Source organism: Bacillus sp. BSL6 (genome assembly GCF_052928345.1).
Window position 1 is genome coordinate 1 of the sequence record NZ_JAVGCW010000016.1, and the last position, 18,876, is coordinate 18,876.

Consider the following 18,876-nt stretch of genomic DNA (forward strand, 5'->3'; position numbering starts at 1 on the left):
AGTCCTTAATTGCTTGTAGCATTTCTTCAGTTGTTTTCATCGTGCATTCCCCATTTCTAAATTTTTATTATGCTCCCATAAACTCTTTATCAAAGTAGAACTTGTCCATTAAGTTATTTACAATCCCATTGAAATAAGCAAATTTACCCTTGTTCATTTTTGTGCCGGCTTTAATTTTCATAACGAATTCTTTAATAGCATTTAAGCCAATAGTAAGCTCCTGGTCTTTAGTAAATGCTTTATCACCTGTTGTATAGTTAACGATTTTATTGCACTGTCTTACGACCTTCCAGAACTCTTGAATTGTTTTTGATTCATGATAAAAAGAGCGAACTAAAGAAATAAAACGTTTTGGTACCCAGTGAGCAACAAAATCAGCTTCTTTAATATTTTCCTCAGGTGTATTGCTATTCTCATTACTATTACGTTTGTTTTTATCTTTAATCTTTTGTTTTAAGGAAACAGGGGTTGTTTTATTGGTGTGACATTTTTCTTCATTTTTAATAGATGCTTGTGTGACAACCTGTTCTTCCACAATAATTGGTTGAATAACAATAGCATTACTTGTTTGTCTCATATCGCTATTACGCTTCATTTCTAGCTGTTTAATAATACCTAAAGACTCTAAGTGTAGGCATACTCTAATAACCGTTCTACGGCTAATATTAAGGTCTTCAGCGATGTTCTTTTTCGCTCTGAAAGATACACCAAAGAACTTAGAAGAATAGTTGTGTAATTTATTTAATACAGCTAATTGAGTTTTATTTAACTGATCTGCGAATTTCTCTTTGTATGCACGAACAGTTTTATTTAATTCATCGACAGTTTTAAATGTTGCTAGGTTTTCATATGTTTCATTTCCTGCAATAATTGTAATCCCTTTTTTCTTTTCCATAACGGTTTGTCTCCTTTTTGGAAACAAAAAAGCAACGTCACCAATAATTTGGTAAACGTTGCTTAATAGACCCTTCATGATGTAAAATAACTCATGAGAGTATAGCAAATGTTTACCTGCTGCAATCAGGTGGACGGTATATAGAGTGTTGACGCACTTTATATACACGCTGTGCTCTTTTGTTTTTGTGGTCACATTTTGGTAACAAACGAATAAAATTTAATTTATATTCGTGTTTTTTAATGTAGTGCAAACCGTTGATATATAAGCATTTTTCGCTACTTTTAACATAATATTAACTTGCATTCATTGACGAACAGGGTCAATTCCTTTTTTGATTCTCAAAATCCTCTTCTGAAATGACTGTAAATCCATGTCTTTTAAATAAAGCAGTTGTTACCCCGTAACCAGTTTGTTTATTCCCGTTAAATTCTCCCGTGTAAATGGTAGAACTACCACAAGATGGACTACGTTCTTTCAAAATAATATATTCTGGGTGTAAATTTTTGATTTGTTCTAGCGCTTTATAAGCACCGCTCACGAAAGATTCCGTGACATCTTTACCATCTTTTGTCATCACTTTCGCTTTTCCATCCAAAACGTCATCGCCATTCCCGCCAATAATTTCAGCTGAGGGACGAGGCGTTGGCAATCCACCTAATACTTCAGGACAAATGAGGACTGTATCTTCTTTTTGCAGGAGCTCCTCTATTTTTGAAATGAGATTGTCATTTCCATCATAACGACAAGCAATACCACCTAAACAAGCGCTAATTACGATCATATTTTCATCTCCAATAAAAAATATTAATTACCACGCCAAATTCCCTTCCGATTCCTTATTTATAAGTGAGGTGATAAAAATGGGAAGCTTATATAATTTAATGAAACCATATAGTGAATTTCGAAGTAAAGAAGAGTTTAATACATATCAAAAACAAGTTTTGAAGTGCTACCGATTTCAATTAAATAAAACGGATGCTACTATTATTCATTTTTTAGGAAAGTATGCAGTGAATGAGAAACAGAAAACAGTGGGGGTTGCTTGTCCGTTAATGGAGACGATTGCGACGAATGTTGGAAAAAGTATTCGTACAGTACGCCGCTCCATTGCAAAGTTAGAGGAACTAGGAATTATAAAGCGTGTTGCGACAAAAGAAAGACATAAGCGCGGCGGGTATAGTGCGAACTTATATGTTTTTCTTACATCTGCAATTGACCGCATGGATGACCGTATGAAATTGTCCGCATGTGAAAGTGAGAATGATGCAGCTGGCTGTAGTAAAAATGAGCAAAAATATGAGGGGGAAACAATTCTTTCTAAAAACATTCCACAAATAAAAGAGAAAAGAAAAGGAACGTACGAGCTTGATGAGACGTATTGTCGTCACGATATACCGAAGCCTTTTATATACGCACTTCTGCCGATGACGAGTAATCCGAAGAAGCTTAATATATTTTGGAGTAAGGTGGAACTTGCGTATAAAAAGAGTGGGTTACTAGAACAAGGTGTTTTACTGGAGCAAATATTAGCTGATGAAGAAGTGTATGGGAATTTCATTTGGCGCGTGAAAAGTGTTGTGAGAGCGTATAAATACGGGGAAATCCGTAAAAATGTGAAGGCACTTTTATATAGTACAGTGCGGGATTTATTTTTAGAGGTTGGATTAGAATGGGGAGCAGTACTGAGAAGAAGTAAGGGGATACCGTTATTTGATCCGTTTAAAAAGGAGCCATGCGTAAATGCATGACTCCAAGTAGTTAATCAAACTTTCTTACAACTGGAACACGAATCGCTACAAATAGTACGAAGACGATAACGGCGATTGCACCACTTTTCATAACGGTTACGATTGGAATTCCTATTGCAAGCGCGATAGATGTGAATGCGTAAGAAAGCGGGATAAAGCCCATTGATGATAGCATAAGTAAACTCATTACACGTCCCATCATTTCTTCTTTCACTGTCGATTGAATCATCGCCATAAGCGGAACGATAGCCATTGCGATTGTAATACCGTAAAACATGCCAGCTAATAATGCTTGCCAAAGTACGGTGCTAAAGTTGATGGATAAGAAGAATACGCCAGACAGTAGCATCATAATAATACAAAATAGACCGCGTCTACGATTAATATTTTTTAAACCGACAATGACAGCGCCTATTGCCATTCCGCCGCCGACAGACGCTTCTAAGTAACTAAACTGAAGCGAATCACCATGCAGAACATTTTTAACGAAAAGCGGGAAACCGACTTGCATCGGACCGATTAAAAATAAGTTTAGAAAGGCGCTACAAATAAGGAAAGTTGAAAGGAATGGTGATTCCTTTACATATAAAATTCCTTCTTTAATAGAAGTGAACATGCCTTTGTCTGTATTTTGCTGCTCTGGCATGGTAAATTGTATTTTTTGAACGAGTATGGCTGCGACAATGAGTAATAAAATTGTAATCGAGAAAATCGTTTCATAGTTCGTAAATTTGATAAGAATGCCGCCAAGTACAGGTCCTAAAATAACCGATGCTTGGTTCGTCATTTGTGTAAGTGAGTTTGCTTGTGTTAAACGGCTTTTTTCTACAAGTTCAGGCAAGATAGATCCATCAGCTGACCAGAAAAAAGCATCAGCAAGTCCAAAGAATAAAGCGAATAAAGCAAATGTATATAGTGTTACATCACCTACGATGAACCATGTAAGGATAGTTGCGACAAGAATCGCACGAACAATATTAGAATAAAACATAATGTTTTTTTTCGGGAATTTATCAGCTACAGCGCCGCCGATAATCATAAAAACAAGCCTTGGAACACTAAGAGCTACGAAAACAACACCGAGTGATGCTTCAAGGTTTAATGTTTTTGCTATGTACCACGTTTGTGAAAAAGTAAAAAAGGCTAAAGCGAAACTTGAAAAAAGAGTAGCTGCCCAAAGAAAAAGGAAATTCGTATTTTTTAATAACGGTTTTCCGCTTCCTTCTAAAGCAGATTTATTTTGTTGTAGTTCCTCCATATTGCTTCCTTTCTATGTGACAAATTTAAACTAAAAAACTTGTTAACAATCACTTTATCCCGCGTTAACGGGCAGTAAAACTCCCACCTCAAAATTTGGCTCGAGCAAAGAAGTTAGGTGGGAGACTAACTGCCCGTAAACGTCCGATTGTTTCAACTAATACTCAGTGGTGGGGGATGAATTCCCCCACCACTGAGTATAGTTTCACTTTATACAGTTTCTAATATTTCTATACTGCACTTTCTCATTGTAGACAATAATGTGGAATTTGCACAGTGGCTATTTAACGACAAAAAAGAAGATACCAAATGGTATCTTCTTTTTTGTCGTTTAGGCTAATGCAATATAAATATCCAATTGAACGTTGTTTGGATCTAACGCTCTTTCGTCATAAAGCTCAAAGTCTGTTGTAAAAGCACGTTTGTTTTCTTTTGACCATTTCCAAATATATTCCCAAGCCTCGCAAACGACTTCAGCAACTGGTCCTTTTCTCGTTGTAAATACCGCATACGTAGCGGTAGGTATTGTTAAAGTTGTCATATTTGCAGGAACGTCTTCTAATGAAGAAACAGGCATGCCAATTGTGTATTTATATGTACCCGTTTCATCTGATTCGTAATTTGAGTAGAAAGCGAATGTTTCTTTCGTTTTTTGATTTGGAATGTGGTGCATCATTTGTTCTTGGAAGTACCGGTTCCAAAGCCCGGGAATTTTCCCTTCAGTAGATGCCTCTTTTTCGTTGGTCGTCGTAATCGAAATGCCGATTGCTTGGAAAGCTTCTTTTTTTACGATAGTAGGTTCTTTCATTTTTAAATATCCCCCTTATTGGATAGAACGTTTGTTCTTATTTATTGTAACATATTTTGGAAGGGAACGATAGCGTAATAAAAAAGAACTCCTTCGCATAAAAGGAGTTCTTTTCATTTCTATATTAAAACATACTAGAGCTATGCATCGGTTGAAGTTTTGCGTTTGGATCGAAGTAAGCTTTCGCATTGTTTACTGCTGTTGGTGCTTCACCGAAGCCGCAAGCAATGAGCTTTACTTTTCCTTCATATGTACAAATGTCACCAGCAGCGTAAATGCCAGGAATATTTGTTTCCATTTTCGAATTCACGAGAATGCTGTTTTTTTGTATATCTAAGCCCCAGTTTTTTATTGGGCCAAGGGAAGAAACGAAGCCGTAGTTTACGATTACATCATCAACATCGATGATAATTTTTTCTTCTGTTTTTACGTGTTGTAGAACGACTTGTTCAATTTTGTCATCACCAATGAGTTCTACTGGAACGTATGGTGTGCTTACTTCTGCACGAGAGTTCATTAAGCTTTCTACGCTATGTTCATGCGCACGGAATTTATCACGGCGATGAACGATTGTAACTTTGTCGGCGATTGGCTCTAACATCATTGTCCAATCAACAGCTGAATCGCCGCCGCCAAATACTACGACGCGCTTACCAGCAAATTTATTCATATCATCAACGAAATAATGTAAATTTTTCTTTTCGTACTTTGCTGTCCCTTCTAATTCTAAGCGGCGTGGTTGGAAAGCACCGTTACCAGCAGTAATAATGACTGATTTAGAATAGTGAGTTTGCTTATTTGTAACAAGTTTAAATATACCGTCAGCTTGTTTCTCAAGCGTATCAACAGCTTCTTCTAAACAAACGGTTGGATCAAATTTCTTCATTTGCTCTTTTAAGTTATCAACTAACTCTTGTGCACGCACTTTCGGGAATCCAGCTACATCATAAATGTATTTTTCAGGGTAGAGTGCGGATAATTGTCCTCCAAGCTGAGGTAAGCTTTCAATAATTTTTACACTTGCTTGTCTCATACCGCCATAAAATGCTGTGAATAGTCCTGTTGGACCACCACCAATAATCGTTATGTCGTAAACTTTTTGATTTTCTGCCACTTTCATTCCCCCTATAGATGGAATTTTGATATTGATTTCATATATTGTTCATATGTACACGAAAATCCTGCAAATGATGATACTTTCAAATAAATGATAGCATATTTCAGTTCATAATACTTCTGAAAACGACTGAATTGTGTGTAAGTTTTCGCATAGACACTTTTTAATTGTATAAAATATGGAGAAAGGAAAATACATGAAAAAAAGGCTGAAAAACCCTTGAAAACGCTATGTTATTTTAAAATATTGATAATTCTCCAGACGCTTGAATTCTGGAATAAAACCGACTAATATAGGGAAGTATTATGTTAAATTTCTATGACAAAATTCGTACGATTTTTTGACTGCATTTTGTTATGATATAGAATGTGATAAATTCCACATTCTTGACAAATAGAGTTTTTTGGTACTTGGTATTATTTTTTATTACTATTATATAAAGAAAAGGGTTGTGATTTGGTGAAGACTCCAAAAATCGTAGTTTTAGGTGCAGGTTATGGCGGGATGATTACGACTGTTCGTCTGCAAAAAGCATTATCTGTAAATGAAGCTGAAATTACGTTAGTAAACAACAACAGCTATCACTACCAAGCGACTTGGTTACACGAGAGCGCAGCTGGTACATTACAAGATGAAAAAATCTGTCTAGATATTCAAGACGTTATTGATACAAATAAAGTGAACTTTGTACAAGATACAGTAGTAGAAATTAAAGCTGCTGAAAAACGCATTATCTTAAAAGACGGCGAGTTAGAATATGACTACTTAGTAATCGGTCTTGGTTTCGAATCAGAAACATTCGGAATTACAGGATTAAAAGAGCATGCATTCTCAATCGCTAACATTAATGCAACTCGTCAAATTCGTGAGCATATGGAAGCTAGCTTCGCTAAATATGCAGATGAAAAGCGCGATGAGTTAGTAACAATCGTTGTTGGTGGTGCTGGATTTACTGGTATCGAGTACGTAGGTGAGCTTGCAAACCGTGTTCCTGAACTTTGCAAACAGTACAATGTACCACGTGAAAAAGCACGTATTATCTGTGTAGAAGCTGCTCCAACAGCACTTCCAGGTTTCGATCCAGCATTAGTAGAATACGCTGTGAAACAACTTGAGAAAAAAGGTGTAGAATTCCGCATCGGTACAGCAATTAAAGAAGCAACTGAAGAAGGTATTATCGTTGCAAACGGTGATGATACTGAATTAATTAAGTCTGAAACAGTAGTTTGGGCTGCAGGTGTTCGTGGTAACGGTATTGTGGAAGAGTCTGGCTTTGAAGCAATGCGCGGACGTGTAAAAGTTGATGAGTACATGCACGCTCCAGGATACGAAGATGTATTCATGGTTGGTGACGCAGCTTTAATCATTAACGAAGAAATTAACCGTCCATACCCACCAACAGCACAGATCGCAATTCAACAAGGTTACAACATTGCGCACAACTTAACTGTGTTAGTTCGTGGTAAAGGCGAAATGAAGAAATTCGTATTCGACAATAAAGGATCTGTATGTTCTTTAGGTCATGACGATGCAATGGGCGTTGTTATGGGCAAAAAGTTAACAGGTTGGAAAGCTTCCTTCATGAAGAAAGTGATCGATAACCGTTACCTATTCTTATTAGGTGGACCTTTATTAGTTCTTAAAAAAGGTAAATTAAAGTTCTTTTAATATATAGTAGAAAAAGCAGAAACCGCTAAGAGCTGTTTCTGCTTTTTTCATTTAAAAAATATAGTATAATATATAAAAAAGAAAGAATATTCTGTCCGTTCTAATAGAGGAGGGTATGACATCATGGAGAAGCGAGGAAAAGTATGGTTAGCTGTCAGTGGCCTAGTAGCTACAAAGGATGGCAGGTGGTTATTCGTTAAGAAGAAATACAGTGGGTTAAAGGGGAAATGGTCTTTACCGGCTGGTTTTGTAAATGAAGGTGAGACCGTTGATGAAGCTGTGAAACGTGAAGTGTTAGAAGAGACAGGTATTGTCGCTCATGTGAAGGGGATCATTGGTGTTAGATCGGGCGTGATTCGCAATGAGATTAGTGATAATATGATTATTTTCCTTTTGGAGCCTGAAGGGGAAGAGATTATTGTACAGGAGAAGGAATTGTCTGAAGTAGCGTTTCTACATCCAGATACGATTGCGGACGATCCAAATACGTCTGTACTTATTACATATTTGTTAGAAAGACAATCAGAATTACATCTTGAAATGGACAAAACATTAAATCCAGGAGAGCAGTTTGGTTATACAGCCTATCATGTATTTACGGCACATACGAAGGAGAGGGAGAAAGAGTGAGTATACCGGTATTACTTATTTCAATGATGTTATTTTTCATTTTGTTTTTTGGAATTGGATTTTTACTCAACATGATATTGCGAGCGACATGGGTAATGGTTATTGTATATCCGATTGTTTGTATGCTTATTATTAATAAGGCGAGTATGTGGGATTATTTTTCAAAGCCAAAAGAAACATTTTCTTCATTTGGGACAAGTGTATCGCATTTAGGACAAGCAGATGTGTTTATTTTATCTACTGGGTTAGTAGGTGCTGCTTTAGCAGGAATCGTAATTAAAAAACTTCGGAAAAGCGGATATCAAATGTTTTAATCTCCAATGCAATTGGAGATTATTTTTTTTGCATATTCTTTCATCGTATAGGGAATGATTAACGATGAAGGAGTGTGGCATATAAAAATGTTAAAACGATATTGTATTCGCATTATGATGACTTGTTTACTTGCAATTGCATTATGCGTAACATGGAATGCTTTCACAGGAGTTTCTTTATTAGAGATTGTAAAGAAATATGAGGGAACGAGTGCAAAAGAAGTACATGCAGCAGAAGTTAAGAGAAATGTTGCTCCGAGTAAAGAAGTGATAAATGCTTTAGAGCAGGCAAACGACTGGTCTAAATATCGTTCAATTGAAATGACGGCAACAGGTTATACGTCGGGAATTGAGTCAACTGGTAAGAGGCCGGGACATCCGGAGTATGGTATTACATATTCAGGTGTTAAGGCGAAAAGGGATTTATATTCCACAATTGCAGCGGACTTACGCGTATTCCCAATTGGAACAATCTTATTCGTACCAGGTTATGGGTATGGTGTAGTAGCTGATAAGGGCGGTGCAATAAAAGGAAACCGTCTTGATTTGTACTATGATACGGTGAAAGATGTTTATAGCCAATGGGGTAAGAAAAAAGTAAATGTATATGTAGTTAAGATAGGAAATGGTAAGTTTTCAGAAGAAGAGTTAACGATGTTAAACCAAGATGAGACGATGCAAGTGTTTCGCGGACAATATTTAAAACAAAGATAGTCTAGTGGTAATTACGCTAGACTTTTTTTATTTTATATTGGAGGAAATAGGGACTAGATAGAATATAACAGAAGTTAGAATTGTCGCATTTTATCGAAAATAAAGTTATAATAAAGGTAGAGTAGAGAAATTTAGGGGGTCTGAACATGTTCCAAGTACAAAAAGAATTAGCAAGCCATGAAGCGGTGGTTGTTGCCTTATTTGAAGAAGAGGAAACGAGTAGCTTTGTACAAGAACTGGACAAAGTGTTTGAAGGACAATTACAAGTTTTATTAGAAGAGAAAGAACTTTCTACGAAGAAGAAAGCTATTTCAAAAGTACATAGTTTAGGAAAAACAGATGTGAAACGTTATTATTTCGTTGGTTTAGGCAAGAAAGAATCTTATACGACAGAAACATTACGTTCGGCTCTTGGTAAGACGTTTAAAACACTGCAAGCAGCAAAAGTACAAGATGCAGCAATCTTACTTGATTCTTTCGTAACAGAGAAATTAGACGCGATTGATGTCGCTCATATTGCGGCAGAAGTACAAGGCCTTGGTACATATGAGTTACAAACGTATAAATCAGATAAAAAGGATCGTGTAGAGTTAGAGAAGTTTACGGCTATTACAGCGGAAGATGCACAGGAAATTGAAGCGGCATTAACAGTTGGCTACGTACATGGACGTGCAACAAATTCAGCTCGTACACTTGTAAATATGCCGCCAAACGTATTAACAGCGACGAAGCTTGCTGAGTATGCTGTTGAGTTAGCGGAGAAGTATGATATGGATTATAAAGTTCTTGAGAAAGAAGAGATGGAAGAGCTTGGTATGGGTGCGTTACTTGCAGTAAACCAAGGTAGTGTAGAACCACCAAAAATGATCGCTCTTATTTATAAAGGAAAAGAAGAGTGGACAGATGTTATTGGATTCGTTGGAAAAGGAATCACATACGATACAGGCGGTTATTCTTTAAAACCACGTGAAGGCATGGTCGGTATGAAAGGTGATATGGGCGGTGCAGCTGCTGTATTAGGTGCGATGGAAATTATCGGTGAACTTCGCCCAGAGCAAAATGTGATCGCTGTTATTCCATCAACGGATAACGTTGTAAGTGGTACAGCATTTAAGCCAGACGATGTAATCACATCTATGAGCGGAAAAACAATTGAAGTATTAAATACAGATGCAGAAGGTCGCTTAGCATTAGCTGACGGTATTACGTATGCGAAAAAATTAGGTGCAAACTATCTCATTGATGTTGCGACATTAACAGGTGGTGTAATTGTTGCACTTGGAAATCATACGACGGGTGCAATGACAAACAATGAAGAGTTGTTTGAGCAAGTGCTAGAAGCATCTATGGAAACAGATGAATCAATTTGGCAATTACCGATTTTTGATCGTGATAAAGAACGCGTGAGAAACAGTAAGTTTGCTGATTTAAATAACTCACCAGGCCGCGAAGGACATGCGGTTATGGCTGGTACATTCCTAGGTGAATTTGCTGAAGATACACCTTGGGTACACTTAGACATCGCTGGAACATCTGAATCATCAGGAACACATGATTTAGGTCCAGCTGGAGCAACAGGTGCGATGGTACGTACACTTGCAACGCTTGTTGAACGTTTCGGCGAAGAATAAGATCGTAAGAGAGGGCTGTTCCTACATTTTGGAACAGCCTTTTTTATTGATATATGGTGTTACGGCCGATGTAATTTTACTTTATAGAGAAATTGTATATAAAGTCCCGTTTAAAGCAAAGGAAGTGCGGCCCGTTTCTTCAGAGACAACTAAAATAAGGGCATCGCTTTTTTCTGATAAGCCAATTGCAGCTCTGTGACGTGTTCCTAGTTCAGGATCAACTTCTGTGCTTTTCGTGAGCGGAAGAATATTGGCAGCTGAGACAATATGATTATTTTTAACGAGAACGGCTCCATCATGAAGAGGGTTACCTGGATAAAATATTGATTCGAGTAATGGTGCGGTTAAATGAGCGTTTAATGTTGTTCCAGTTTGAATGAAAGCTTCAAGCGTCTCGTTTCGTTCCACAACGATAAGAGCGCCATGTTTTCGGGCGCTTAAATGTTGGATAGCTGTCGTAATAAAAGATGAACTTTCCGTATAAGGTGATAAATATGCTTGAATATAGTATGTAGCTGCCAATGTTTGTACATTTGCTAACATATGATGAATATCTTCCATTTTGCATAAAATACATTCGTCTTCTTTATCGATTGCGCTCCTCATAATCGATAGTTCTTTTTCAGCAATTTCAATCATTTGCTTTGTTTGTATTTTGAGCTCTTCTGACAAGCCCCATTCGCGCATAATCCTCATTCCCTTTAGTGGAGTATTTAACAATAGTGTATACAAATATTCCTAGTAAAATCCTGCTAGATTTTATAAAATATTGAGATACAGCATGTTTTTTTCATATAATAAAGGTATGACGAGCGAGAGGAGAGAGAAGAATGAATTGGAAACAAGAATTTAGTCGCTGGCTTTCTTACGCACAATTAGATGCAGAATTAAAAGAACAGCTAGAAAATATGAAGCAAGATGAGAAGAAAATCGAGGATAGCTTTTATAAAAATCTAGAGTTTGGCACAGGTGGTATGCGTGGTGAACTTGGTGCTGGTACGAACCGTCTGAACGTATATACAGTTCGTAAAGCGACAAAAGGATTAGCAAGCTTTATCGAAAAGTTAGGTGAGGAAGCGAAAAAACGCGGTGTTGTTGTAGCCTATGATTCTCGTCATAAATCACCTGAGTTCGCAATGGAAGTTGCTGCTACACTAGGTGCACACGGCATTACAACATATGTGTTTGAAAGCTTACGTCCAACGCCAGTGCTTTCTTTCGCAGTTCGTCATTTACATACAGTGAGTGGAATCGTTCTTACTGCAAGTCATAATCCGCCTGAATATAACGGTTATAAAGTATACGGTGAAGATGGTGGACAGTTGCCTCCGAAAGAAGCTGATGAATTAATTAGCTACGTAAACGCAGTAAAAGACGAGTTAACAGTTGAGGTTGCTAATGTGGAGCAATTAAAAGCTGACGGTTTATTACATATTATTGGACAAGAAGTCGATGATGCATATGCTGCAGAATTGAACAATGTCATTATTAATAAAGAAATGGTGGAAAAGGCCGGCAAAGATTTAAAAATCGTCTTCACACCACTACACGGAACATCAAATATTTCTGTACGCCGTGGTTTAAAAGAAGTTGGATTTACAGATGTAACAGTTGTAAAAGAGCAAGAGTTACCAGATCCGAACTTCTCTACAGTAAAATCACCGAACCCAGAAGAGCATGCAGCATTTGAATATGCAATTCGTGACGGTGAAAAGGTAGGAGCGGATGTATTAATCGCAACAGATCCTGACGCAGATCGCCTTGGTGTAGCAGTTCGTAATCACGATGGTGAGTTCCAAGTATTAACTGGTAACCAAACAGGTGCATTAATGCTTGATTATTTACTATCACAAAAGAAAGAAAACGGAACGCTTCCAGAGAACGGTGTCGTATTAAAAACAATCGTAACGTCTGAAATCGGCCGTACAATCGCGAAAGCATACGGTTTAGATACAATTGATACGTTAACTGGGTTTAAATTTATCGGTGAGAAAATTAGACAGTATGAAGAAAGCGGACAATATGAGTTCCAATTCGGTTATGAGGAAAGCTATGGTTATTTAATCCGCCCATTCTGCCGTGATAAAGATGCAGTACAATCTGTCCTATTCGCATGTGAAGTAGCTGCATACTACAAATCTCAAGGGAAGACGTTATATGACGGTCTATTAGAAGTATTTGAGAAGTACGGCTTCTTCCGTGAAGACCTTGTGTCGTTAACGTTAAAAGGAAAAGATGGAGCGGAAAAAATCCAAGAGATGATGGCAACGTTCCGTGAAAATCCTCCGAAAGAAGTAGCGGGCTTAACAGTCGTGGCAGTTGAAGACTATAAAGCAAGCATCGTTACATCTTTACAAGATGGACATAAAGAAGAGATTCACTTACCGAAATCAAATGTGTTAAAATATCAATTAGAGGATGGTTCATGGTTCTGCCTACGTCCATCTGGAACTGAACCGAAGATTAAGTTCTACTTTGGTGTAAAAGATAGTTCTTTACAAAATAGTGAACAAAAGTTACTTACTATTAAAGAAGACATTATGAATCGTTTATAATACAAAGTAATTTTAAGTAGTAAGGAACAAAAGGGAGCGAAATCTCCCTTTTGTTTTATGTAGGAAATGATTGCTATTGATTCCGACAGGAGAGAGGGTATTTTGTGATGAAAAAAGTAAGAAAAGCGATAATCCCAGCAGCTGGATTAGGAACACGTTTTTTACCAGCAACGAAAGCAATGCCGAAAGAAATGTTACCGATAGTAGATAAACCAACGATCCAATACATTGTAGAAGAAGCAGTGAAATCGGGTATCGAAGATATTATTATCGTTACTGGTAAAACAAAGCGTTCTATCGAAGATCATTTTGATAACGCATTTGAACTAGAACAAAACTTATTGGAGAAGAAAAAATATGAGTTGCTTGAAAAAGTACAAGCTTCTTCAAAAATGGTAGATATTCATTACATCCGTCAAAAAGAACCGAAAGGGCTAGGACATGCTGTTTGGTGTGCACGTAAATTCATTGGCGATGAGCCGTTTGCAGTGCTACTAGGTGATGATATTGTCCAAGCTGAGAAACCATGTTTACGTCAATTAATGGATGAGTATGAAAAAACACTTTCTTCTGTTATTGGTGTACAAACTGTTCCAGAGTCGGAAACACATCGCTATGGAATTATTGATCCATTAGAACAAGAAGGTCGTCGTTACCAAGTTCGCAATTTCGTCGAGAAGCCAGCGCAAGGTACAGCACCTTCAAACTTAGCGATTATGGGACGTTACATTTTAACGCCTGAAATCTTTATGTTCTTAGAACAGCAACATGTTGGTGCTGGTGGCGAAATTCAGTTAACAGATGCAATCCAAAGCTTAAATGAAATTCAACGTGTATTTGCTTACGATTTCGAAGGAAAGCGCTACGATGTAGGTGAAAAGCTAGGATTCGTTCAAACGACAATCGAAATGGCACTGCAACACCCAGAATTACGTGATGACATGGTTGCAATGATGAAGAAAATTTTAGAAGAACAAACGAATCAAGAGTCTTAATATAATGATATAATCCCCTGTTGGATGGGCGGTAAAAGAACGTATTTACTGCTTAATCTAAAAGGGGATTTTTTGATAAAAAAGACACTCTGGAGAGAGTGTCTTTAATTTTTATCAGTAGGCTTTAGCTCATTAGCTTTGGATTTAATTTCATCAGTAATAGCGATATTAATATTTCCAGCTGCTTTTTTGTATTCTTGAATCAATGCATTAACATTTTGATTAAATGAAATTAAGCTGCCACTTGGAGATTGGGCTTGTTCGTTAAGCGCTGTAATAATCCCGTATATTTTTTTATATTCTTCATAGGTTTCTTTATACTTATTAGGCTGTTCTTTTGCGGCTTCAGAGACTAACTTTAAATCATTTCCCATTGTGCTATAAAACGTATCAACAGTTGTAATCATTCCGTCAATTTCTGTTCTCTTAGAACTTAGTGCATGATTGAAGTCTTGTCTTTTATCTATTGCACTTGACCATGTAGTTGAATACTCGGATAATACGTAAGATGCTGCATATTTAAAGGTGTTTATATTATTATAAAAAGATGCTGCGGCAATTAAGTAATTTGCTTCTTTTTTCTTTTGGGCTTGAAGAGCTTGGTATTCCTCTTCTATATTTGTTACTTTTGTTATCGTAAAGAGTAGAACGATAATGGATATAATTGATGTAACAAATAATATTATAGATGTTACTAAAGATTTTTTTGCTGGCAATTTTCGTACTTTCTTAATTAACCCAATAACAATAAAGATTAAAGTCGCGCATAAACTAGCTATAGTAAGAATTAAAAAGAAAAATGCTAGGCCGTTTCCAAAGGTATATGACATTCCTAACTCACTATTTCCATATAATTTGTAACCGATACTCATACTTAGTATGAAAAATAAAGATAGTACTCCGACACTTATTTTAATAAGTGTATTTTTTGATAGATTCACTGATTTTCCTCCAAAATATTGTTCTAATTAGATGTATAAATATAAGATTTGCTGAATTAGCATAACAAAAATCATTTCTAACATGTGTCGTATATTGTCGAAAATAAAAAAAGAGTTATCTTAACATAGTAAGATAACTCTTTTTTATTATGAAATTGTCGAATGAGAATGCTGATAAGCGGAACGACGTACAGCATAGTATATACGAGGTGCGATAATAGCACCGATAATGGTAAATGCAATATCTTTTACTGCGAACCACATCATAATCATCCAAGCAGCTTTATAGCTCATATTACCACCCATGAAAAGATTGACTGCCCCGTACATGTAAGTAGTACCGATAATATACGTTAAAATGATTCCTGTGAACGAAGCAATTGCAAATGTACTGAATGTCGGTCGTTCTTTTTGTTCTACTAGTTTTCCTGATACGTAAGCAACGATAATAAATGCGATAATAAAACCACCAGTAGGATCTAAAAGTGCTCCAAATCCAGCTTTGAAGTTAGCGAAGATTGGTGCACCCGCTACTCCAACTAGCATGTAAACAGTCATTGATAATGCACCAAGTCTACTTCCAAGAAGAAGCCCTGCTAAAATTGCGAAAAATGGTTGCATAGATAATGGGATGCCCGCTACTTGCAGGAATGGTGCCCAAGATACAATATTTGCACCAATGGCCATAAGAGCAACGAACATGGCAGCTAATGCTAAATCTAAAACATGAAATCTTCTCATAATGTTAACCTCCTGTTGTTTTTAGGTTAACATTATCGTAGCGAAAAGATTTACTTGTTGTCAATTAAAATATTTTGATAAGAAGTCTTCAAATAGTCTCTTAACAACGTATAAGGAATACGAAATTGCGGAATTCCACTTGAATAAGGGGCAATCTCATATAAAGGGAAATAAATGACGAGATTGTCCGGTTCTAAAAAGAAGTGGAACTTTTTCGTGCTCATGACTTTTTCAGATGCATCAGGAAAATAAATACTTTCATTTTGTTTAATTTGTCTTACAATCTCAGCACGAATTACGTCTTTATATTTATCTTCTTGTTGAAATAAATCGTCTAAGTGTAGTAACTTTTTTTCGTTTAAATCGAATGTGTTTGCCTTCCACGTATAAAGACCGTGTGCTCCGCCTGTATATTGATAGTAATTCAAATATAGGCTAAGAAAAGGTGGTTTATTTAAAGAGACTTTATAATCAACATTCGCCACGTATGGATGAAATGGTGTACTTGACCCTTCTGTTTCTTTATAATATTTTTTTGCGTCTTTTTCTAATCTGGTTTTAAATTTGTCAGTAGATTTTTTGTAATAGAAATTGAGCTTATTTTGAAATTTAGAATCGGAAAAGTTATGAAAAGAAGGTCTGTTAATTTGATATTCTATATAAGGTTTCTTACCTTTTTGCGTGACAGTCTGAACATCGATTGTCAGGTTGGATGCTTTGGCTGCTAGTGCACAATTTGGTACAATAGTCAGCAAGGAGAACATAAGCGATAGTATAAAAAATTTCTGTTTCATTTAGGTGAAGCCTCCTTATATAAGTGTTATAAGTAGTTTGAAAGTAAATAGGTAAAATTATACATTTAATTAAAGTGAGAGAAGGGGGAAACGATATGGCAAAAACTTTAATGGATTCGCTTGGAATTGAGTTGTTAGAGATGACAGAAGATAAGGTAGTTGCTACGATGCCTGTTGATGAACGTACACATCAGCCGTTTGGTTTTTTACACGGTGGTGCATCTCTTGCGTTAGCGGAAACAGTAGCAAGCGTTGGTTCATACAATTTAATTGATCAAGAAAAATGTATTTGTTTCGGTTTAGAAATTAATGCAAATCATATTCGCTCAAAGAAAGATGGAATTGTAACAGCGATCGGAACACCGATACATAGAGGAAACTCAACGATGGTTTGGGATGTACGTATCATTGATGAGAATGACGATTTATTATGTATTTCAAGATGTACAGTAGCAATTAAAGAAAAACGTGAAAAGTAAAAAAAGAGGCTGCTCTAATGAGCAGCCTCTTTTTCTTATAATTAGAACTGGATTTTCTTCTCTAAGAAACCTTTTAGTTCGCTAATTGGCATACGAACTTGTTCCATTGTGTCACGGTCACGTACTGTAACAGCTTTGTCTTCAACTGAGTCGAAGTCATAAGTGATACAGAATGGTGTACCGATTTCGTCTTGACGACGGTAACGTTTACCGATAGAACCAGTTTCGTCAAAGTCTACCATGAAGTCTTTAGCTAGTTCTGCAAATACTTCAGTAGCACCTTCAGATAGCTTTTTAGATAATGGTAAGATCGCTGCTTTGTATGGTGCTAAAGCAGGGTGGAAACGAAGAACTGTACGAGAATCGTTTTCTAATTGCTCTTCTTCATATGCATCACATAAGAACGCTAATGTTACGCGATCAGCACCTAAAGATGGCTCGATGCAGTACGGTACGTAACGCTCATTCGTTTGTGGATCAATATAGTTAAAGTCTTCGTTAGAGTGTTCCATGTGACGTTTTAAATCGAAGTCTGTACGAGATGCAACGCCCCATAGTTCGCCCCAACCGAATGGGAATTTGAATTCAATGTCAGTTGTTGCGTTACTGTAGTGAGATAATTCCTCTTCACCGTGGTCACGAAGACGCATGCTTTCTTCAGTCATACCAAGTGAAAGTAACCAGTTCTTACAAGTTTCACGCCAGAATGCGAACCACTCTAAATCTTCACCAGGCTTACAGAAGAATTCAAGTTCCATTTGTTCGAATTCACGTGTACGGAATGTGAAGTTACCAGGCGTGATTTCGTTACGGAAGCTTTTACCGATTTGGCCAATACCAAATGGAAGTTTTTTACGCATAGAGCGTTGTACGTTTTTGAAGTTTACGAAAATACCTTGTGCTGTTTCTGGACGAAGGAAGATTTCGTTTGTGCTAGACTCTGTAACACCTTGGAATGTTTTGAACATTAAGTTGAACTGACGGATTTCAGTGAATTCTTCACTACCGCAATCAGGACATTTTACTTCATGTTCTTTCATTAAGTCAGCCATTTGGTCGAAAGTAAGACCATCAACAACCATTTCGATGCCTTTTGCATCTAATGCATCTTCAATTAATTTGTCAGCACGGTGACGCGCTTTACATTTTTTACAGTCGATCATTGGATCGTTGAAGTTACCAACGTGACCAGAAGCGATCCAAGTTTTTGGGTTCATTAAAATAGCTGCGTCTAAACCAACGTTGTATGGAGATTCTTGAATGAATTTTTTCCACCAAGCTTTTTTAACGTTATTTTTTAATTCGATTCCAAGTGGACCGTAATCCCAAGTGTTTGCAAGACCACCGTAAATTTCAGAACCAGGGAAAACAAAACCGCGATGTTTCGCTAAGTTTACTACTTGTTCCATTGAATACATAAGAAAATCCTCCTTTTGAAAGTTAACGTATTGGCGATGACGTGCTCAGGTAACTTGTGAAACGAGCAGTATATGCTTTGAAAAACATAAAAAAACGCTCATCCCAAGGCTTAATTGCCTAGGGACGAGCGTTTGCCCGCGGTTCCACCCTAGTTGATACACAAAAGG

General features: G+C 36.9%; 19 protein-coding genes. 9 read left to right on the forward strand and 10 right to left on the reverse strand.

What is annotated here, in order from left to right:
- Window positions 1-67 precede the first annotated feature (67 nt).
- The gene (locus RCJ96_RS26455) at window positions 68-895 is read right to left on the reverse strand and encodes a helix-turn-helix domain-containing protein (RefSeq protein ID WP_446699909.1); all 828 of its coding nucleotides are present in this window, start codon (window positions 893-895) and stop codon (window positions 68-70) included.
- A gap of 322 nt (window positions 896-1,217) precedes the next feature.
- Window positions 1,218-1,679, reverse strand: a complete 462-nt coding sequence (locus RCJ96_RS26460) for a DUF523 domain-containing protein (RefSeq protein ID WP_001982685.1) — start codon at window positions 1,677-1,679, stop codon at window positions 1,218-1,220.
- Between the two features lie 79 nt (window positions 1,680-1,758).
- Between RCJ96_RS26460 and RCJ96_RS26465 the strand changes: the two genes are divergently transcribed.
- Entirely contained in the window at window positions 1,759-2,646 is an 888-nt protein-coding gene (locus tag RCJ96_RS26465; protein WP_416504342.1) for a helix-turn-helix domain-containing protein, read from the forward strand.
- Window positions 2,647-2,656: 10 nt separating this feature from the next.
- Here the strand turns inward: RCJ96_RS26465 and RCJ96_RS26470 are convergent, their stop codons facing one another.
- From RCJ96_RS26470 to RCJ96_RS26480, 3 genes are all read right to left on the reverse strand, one after another.
- On the reverse strand, window positions 2,657-3,904 hold the full coding sequence (locus RCJ96_RS26470) for an MFS transporter (protein ID WP_074606383.1): 1,248 nt from the start codon (window positions 3,902-3,904) through the stop codon (window positions 2,657-2,659).
- Window positions 3,905-4,234: 330 nt separating this feature from the next.
- Window positions 4,235-4,711, reverse strand: a complete 477-nt coding sequence (locus RCJ96_RS26475; protein ID WP_416504343.1) for a GyrI-like domain-containing protein — start codon at window positions 4,709-4,711, stop codon at window positions 4,235-4,237.
- 124 nt (window positions 4,712-4,835) lie between these two features.
- The gene (locus tag RCJ96_RS26480; RefSeq protein WP_000829779.1) at window positions 4,836-5,825 is read right to left on the reverse strand and encodes an NAD(P)/FAD-dependent oxidoreductase; all 990 of its coding nucleotides are present in this window, start codon (window positions 5,823-5,825) and stop codon (window positions 4,836-4,838) included.
- A gap of 462 nt (window positions 5,826-6,287) precedes the next feature.
- On the opposite strand from RCJ96_RS26480, the gene RCJ96_RS26485 reads away from it, so the two are divergent.
- The 5 genes from RCJ96_RS26485 (at window position 6,288) to pepA (ending at window position 10,785) form a co-directional block, all read left to right on the forward strand.
- The gene (locus tag RCJ96_RS26485; protein ID WP_000856615.1) at window positions 6,288-7,496 is read left to right on the forward strand and encodes an NAD(P)/FAD-dependent oxidoreductase; all 1,209 of its coding nucleotides are present in this window, start codon (window positions 6,288-6,290) and stop codon (window positions 7,494-7,496) included.
- A gap of 123 nt (window positions 7,497-7,619) precedes the next feature.
- Window positions 7,620-8,126 (forward strand): NUDIX hydrolase, encoded by a 507-nt coding sequence (locus RCJ96_RS26490; RefSeq protein WP_000415311.1) that lies wholly within the window; start codon window positions 7,620-7,622, stop codon window positions 8,124-8,126.
- Window positions 8,123-8,440: a YuiB family protein gene (locus tag RCJ96_RS26495; RefSeq protein WP_000027015.1), complete on the forward strand. Its 318-nt coding sequence runs from the start codon at window positions 8,123-8,125 to the stop codon at window positions 8,438-8,440. The genes RCJ96_RS26490 and RCJ96_RS26495 overlap by 4 nt, the downstream gene beginning before the upstream one ends.
- A gap of 87 nt (window positions 8,441-8,527) precedes the next feature.
- Window positions 8,528-9,154, forward strand: a complete 627-nt coding sequence (locus tag RCJ96_RS26500; protein WP_000920101.1) for a 3D domain-containing protein — start codon at window positions 8,528-8,530, stop codon at window positions 9,152-9,154.
- 146 nt (window positions 9,155-9,300) lie between these two features.
- A complete protein-coding gene (pepA, locus tag RCJ96_RS26505; protein WP_416504345.1) occupies window positions 9,301-10,785 on the forward strand; it encodes a cytosol aminopeptidase in 1,485 nt (494 codons plus the stop codon).
- A gap of 81 nt (window positions 10,786-10,866) precedes the next feature.
- Here the strand turns inward: pepA and cdaS are convergent, their stop codons facing one another.
- On the reverse strand, window positions 10,867-11,472 hold the full coding sequence (gene cdaS / locus RCJ96_RS26510; RefSeq protein WP_001209528.1) for a sporulation-specific diadenylate cyclase CdaS: 606 nt from the start codon (window positions 11,470-11,472) through the stop codon (window positions 10,867-10,869).
- Between the two features lie 143 nt (window positions 11,473-11,615).
- Between cdaS and RCJ96_RS26515 the strand changes: the two genes are divergently transcribed.
- Together RCJ96_RS26515 and galU are read left to right on the forward strand one after the other, a co-directional pair.
- Window positions 11,616-13,340, forward strand: a complete 1,725-nt coding sequence (locus RCJ96_RS26515; protein WP_270796210.1) for a phospho-sugar mutase — start codon at window positions 11,616-11,618, stop codon at window positions 13,338-13,340.
- 107 nt (window positions 13,341-13,447) lie between these two features.
- On the forward strand, window positions 13,448-14,335 hold the full coding sequence (gene galU / locus RCJ96_RS26520) for a UTP--glucose-1-phosphate uridylyltransferase GalU (protein ID WP_002081150.1): 888 nt from the start codon (window positions 13,448-13,450) through the stop codon (window positions 14,333-14,335).
- Window positions 14,336-14,439: 104 nt separating this feature from the next.
- Here galU and RCJ96_RS26525 read toward each other — a convergent pair whose 3' ends face one another.
- From RCJ96_RS26525 to RCJ96_RS26535, 3 genes are all read right to left on the reverse strand, one after another.
- A complete protein-coding gene (locus RCJ96_RS26525; RefSeq protein WP_048553481.1) occupies window positions 14,440-15,276 on the reverse strand; it encodes a hypothetical protein in 837 nt (278 codons plus the stop codon).
- Window positions 15,277-15,423: 147 nt separating this feature from the next.
- On the reverse strand, window positions 15,424-16,017 hold the full coding sequence (locus RCJ96_RS26530; protein WP_001252165.1) for a biotin transporter BioY: 594 nt from the start codon (window positions 16,015-16,017) through the stop codon (window positions 15,424-15,426).
- Between the two features lie 50 nt (window positions 16,018-16,067).
- Window positions 16,068-16,811, reverse strand: coding sequence for a DUF3298 and DUF4163 domain-containing protein (locus RCJ96_RS26535; RefSeq protein ID WP_270796213.1), 744 nt, complete (start codon window positions 16,809-16,811; stop codon window positions 16,068-16,070).
- A gap of 95 nt (window positions 16,812-16,906) precedes the next feature.
- Here RCJ96_RS26535 and RCJ96_RS26540 point away from each other — a divergent pair, with 95 nt between their 5' ends.
- On the forward strand, window positions 16,907-17,290 hold the full coding sequence (locus RCJ96_RS26540) for a hotdog fold thioesterase (RefSeq protein ID WP_001140608.1): 384 nt from the start codon (window positions 16,907-16,909) through the stop codon (window positions 17,288-17,290).
- A gap of 41 nt (window positions 17,291-17,331) precedes the next feature.
- Here the strand turns inward: RCJ96_RS26540 and RCJ96_RS26545 are convergent, their stop codons facing one another.
- The gene (locus tag RCJ96_RS26545; protein ID WP_000287154.1) at window positions 17,332-18,708 is read right to left on the reverse strand and encodes a glycine--tRNA ligase; all 1,377 of its coding nucleotides are present in this window, start codon (window positions 18,706-18,708) and stop codon (window positions 17,332-17,334) included.
- Window positions 18,709-18,876 lie beyond the last annotated feature (168 nt).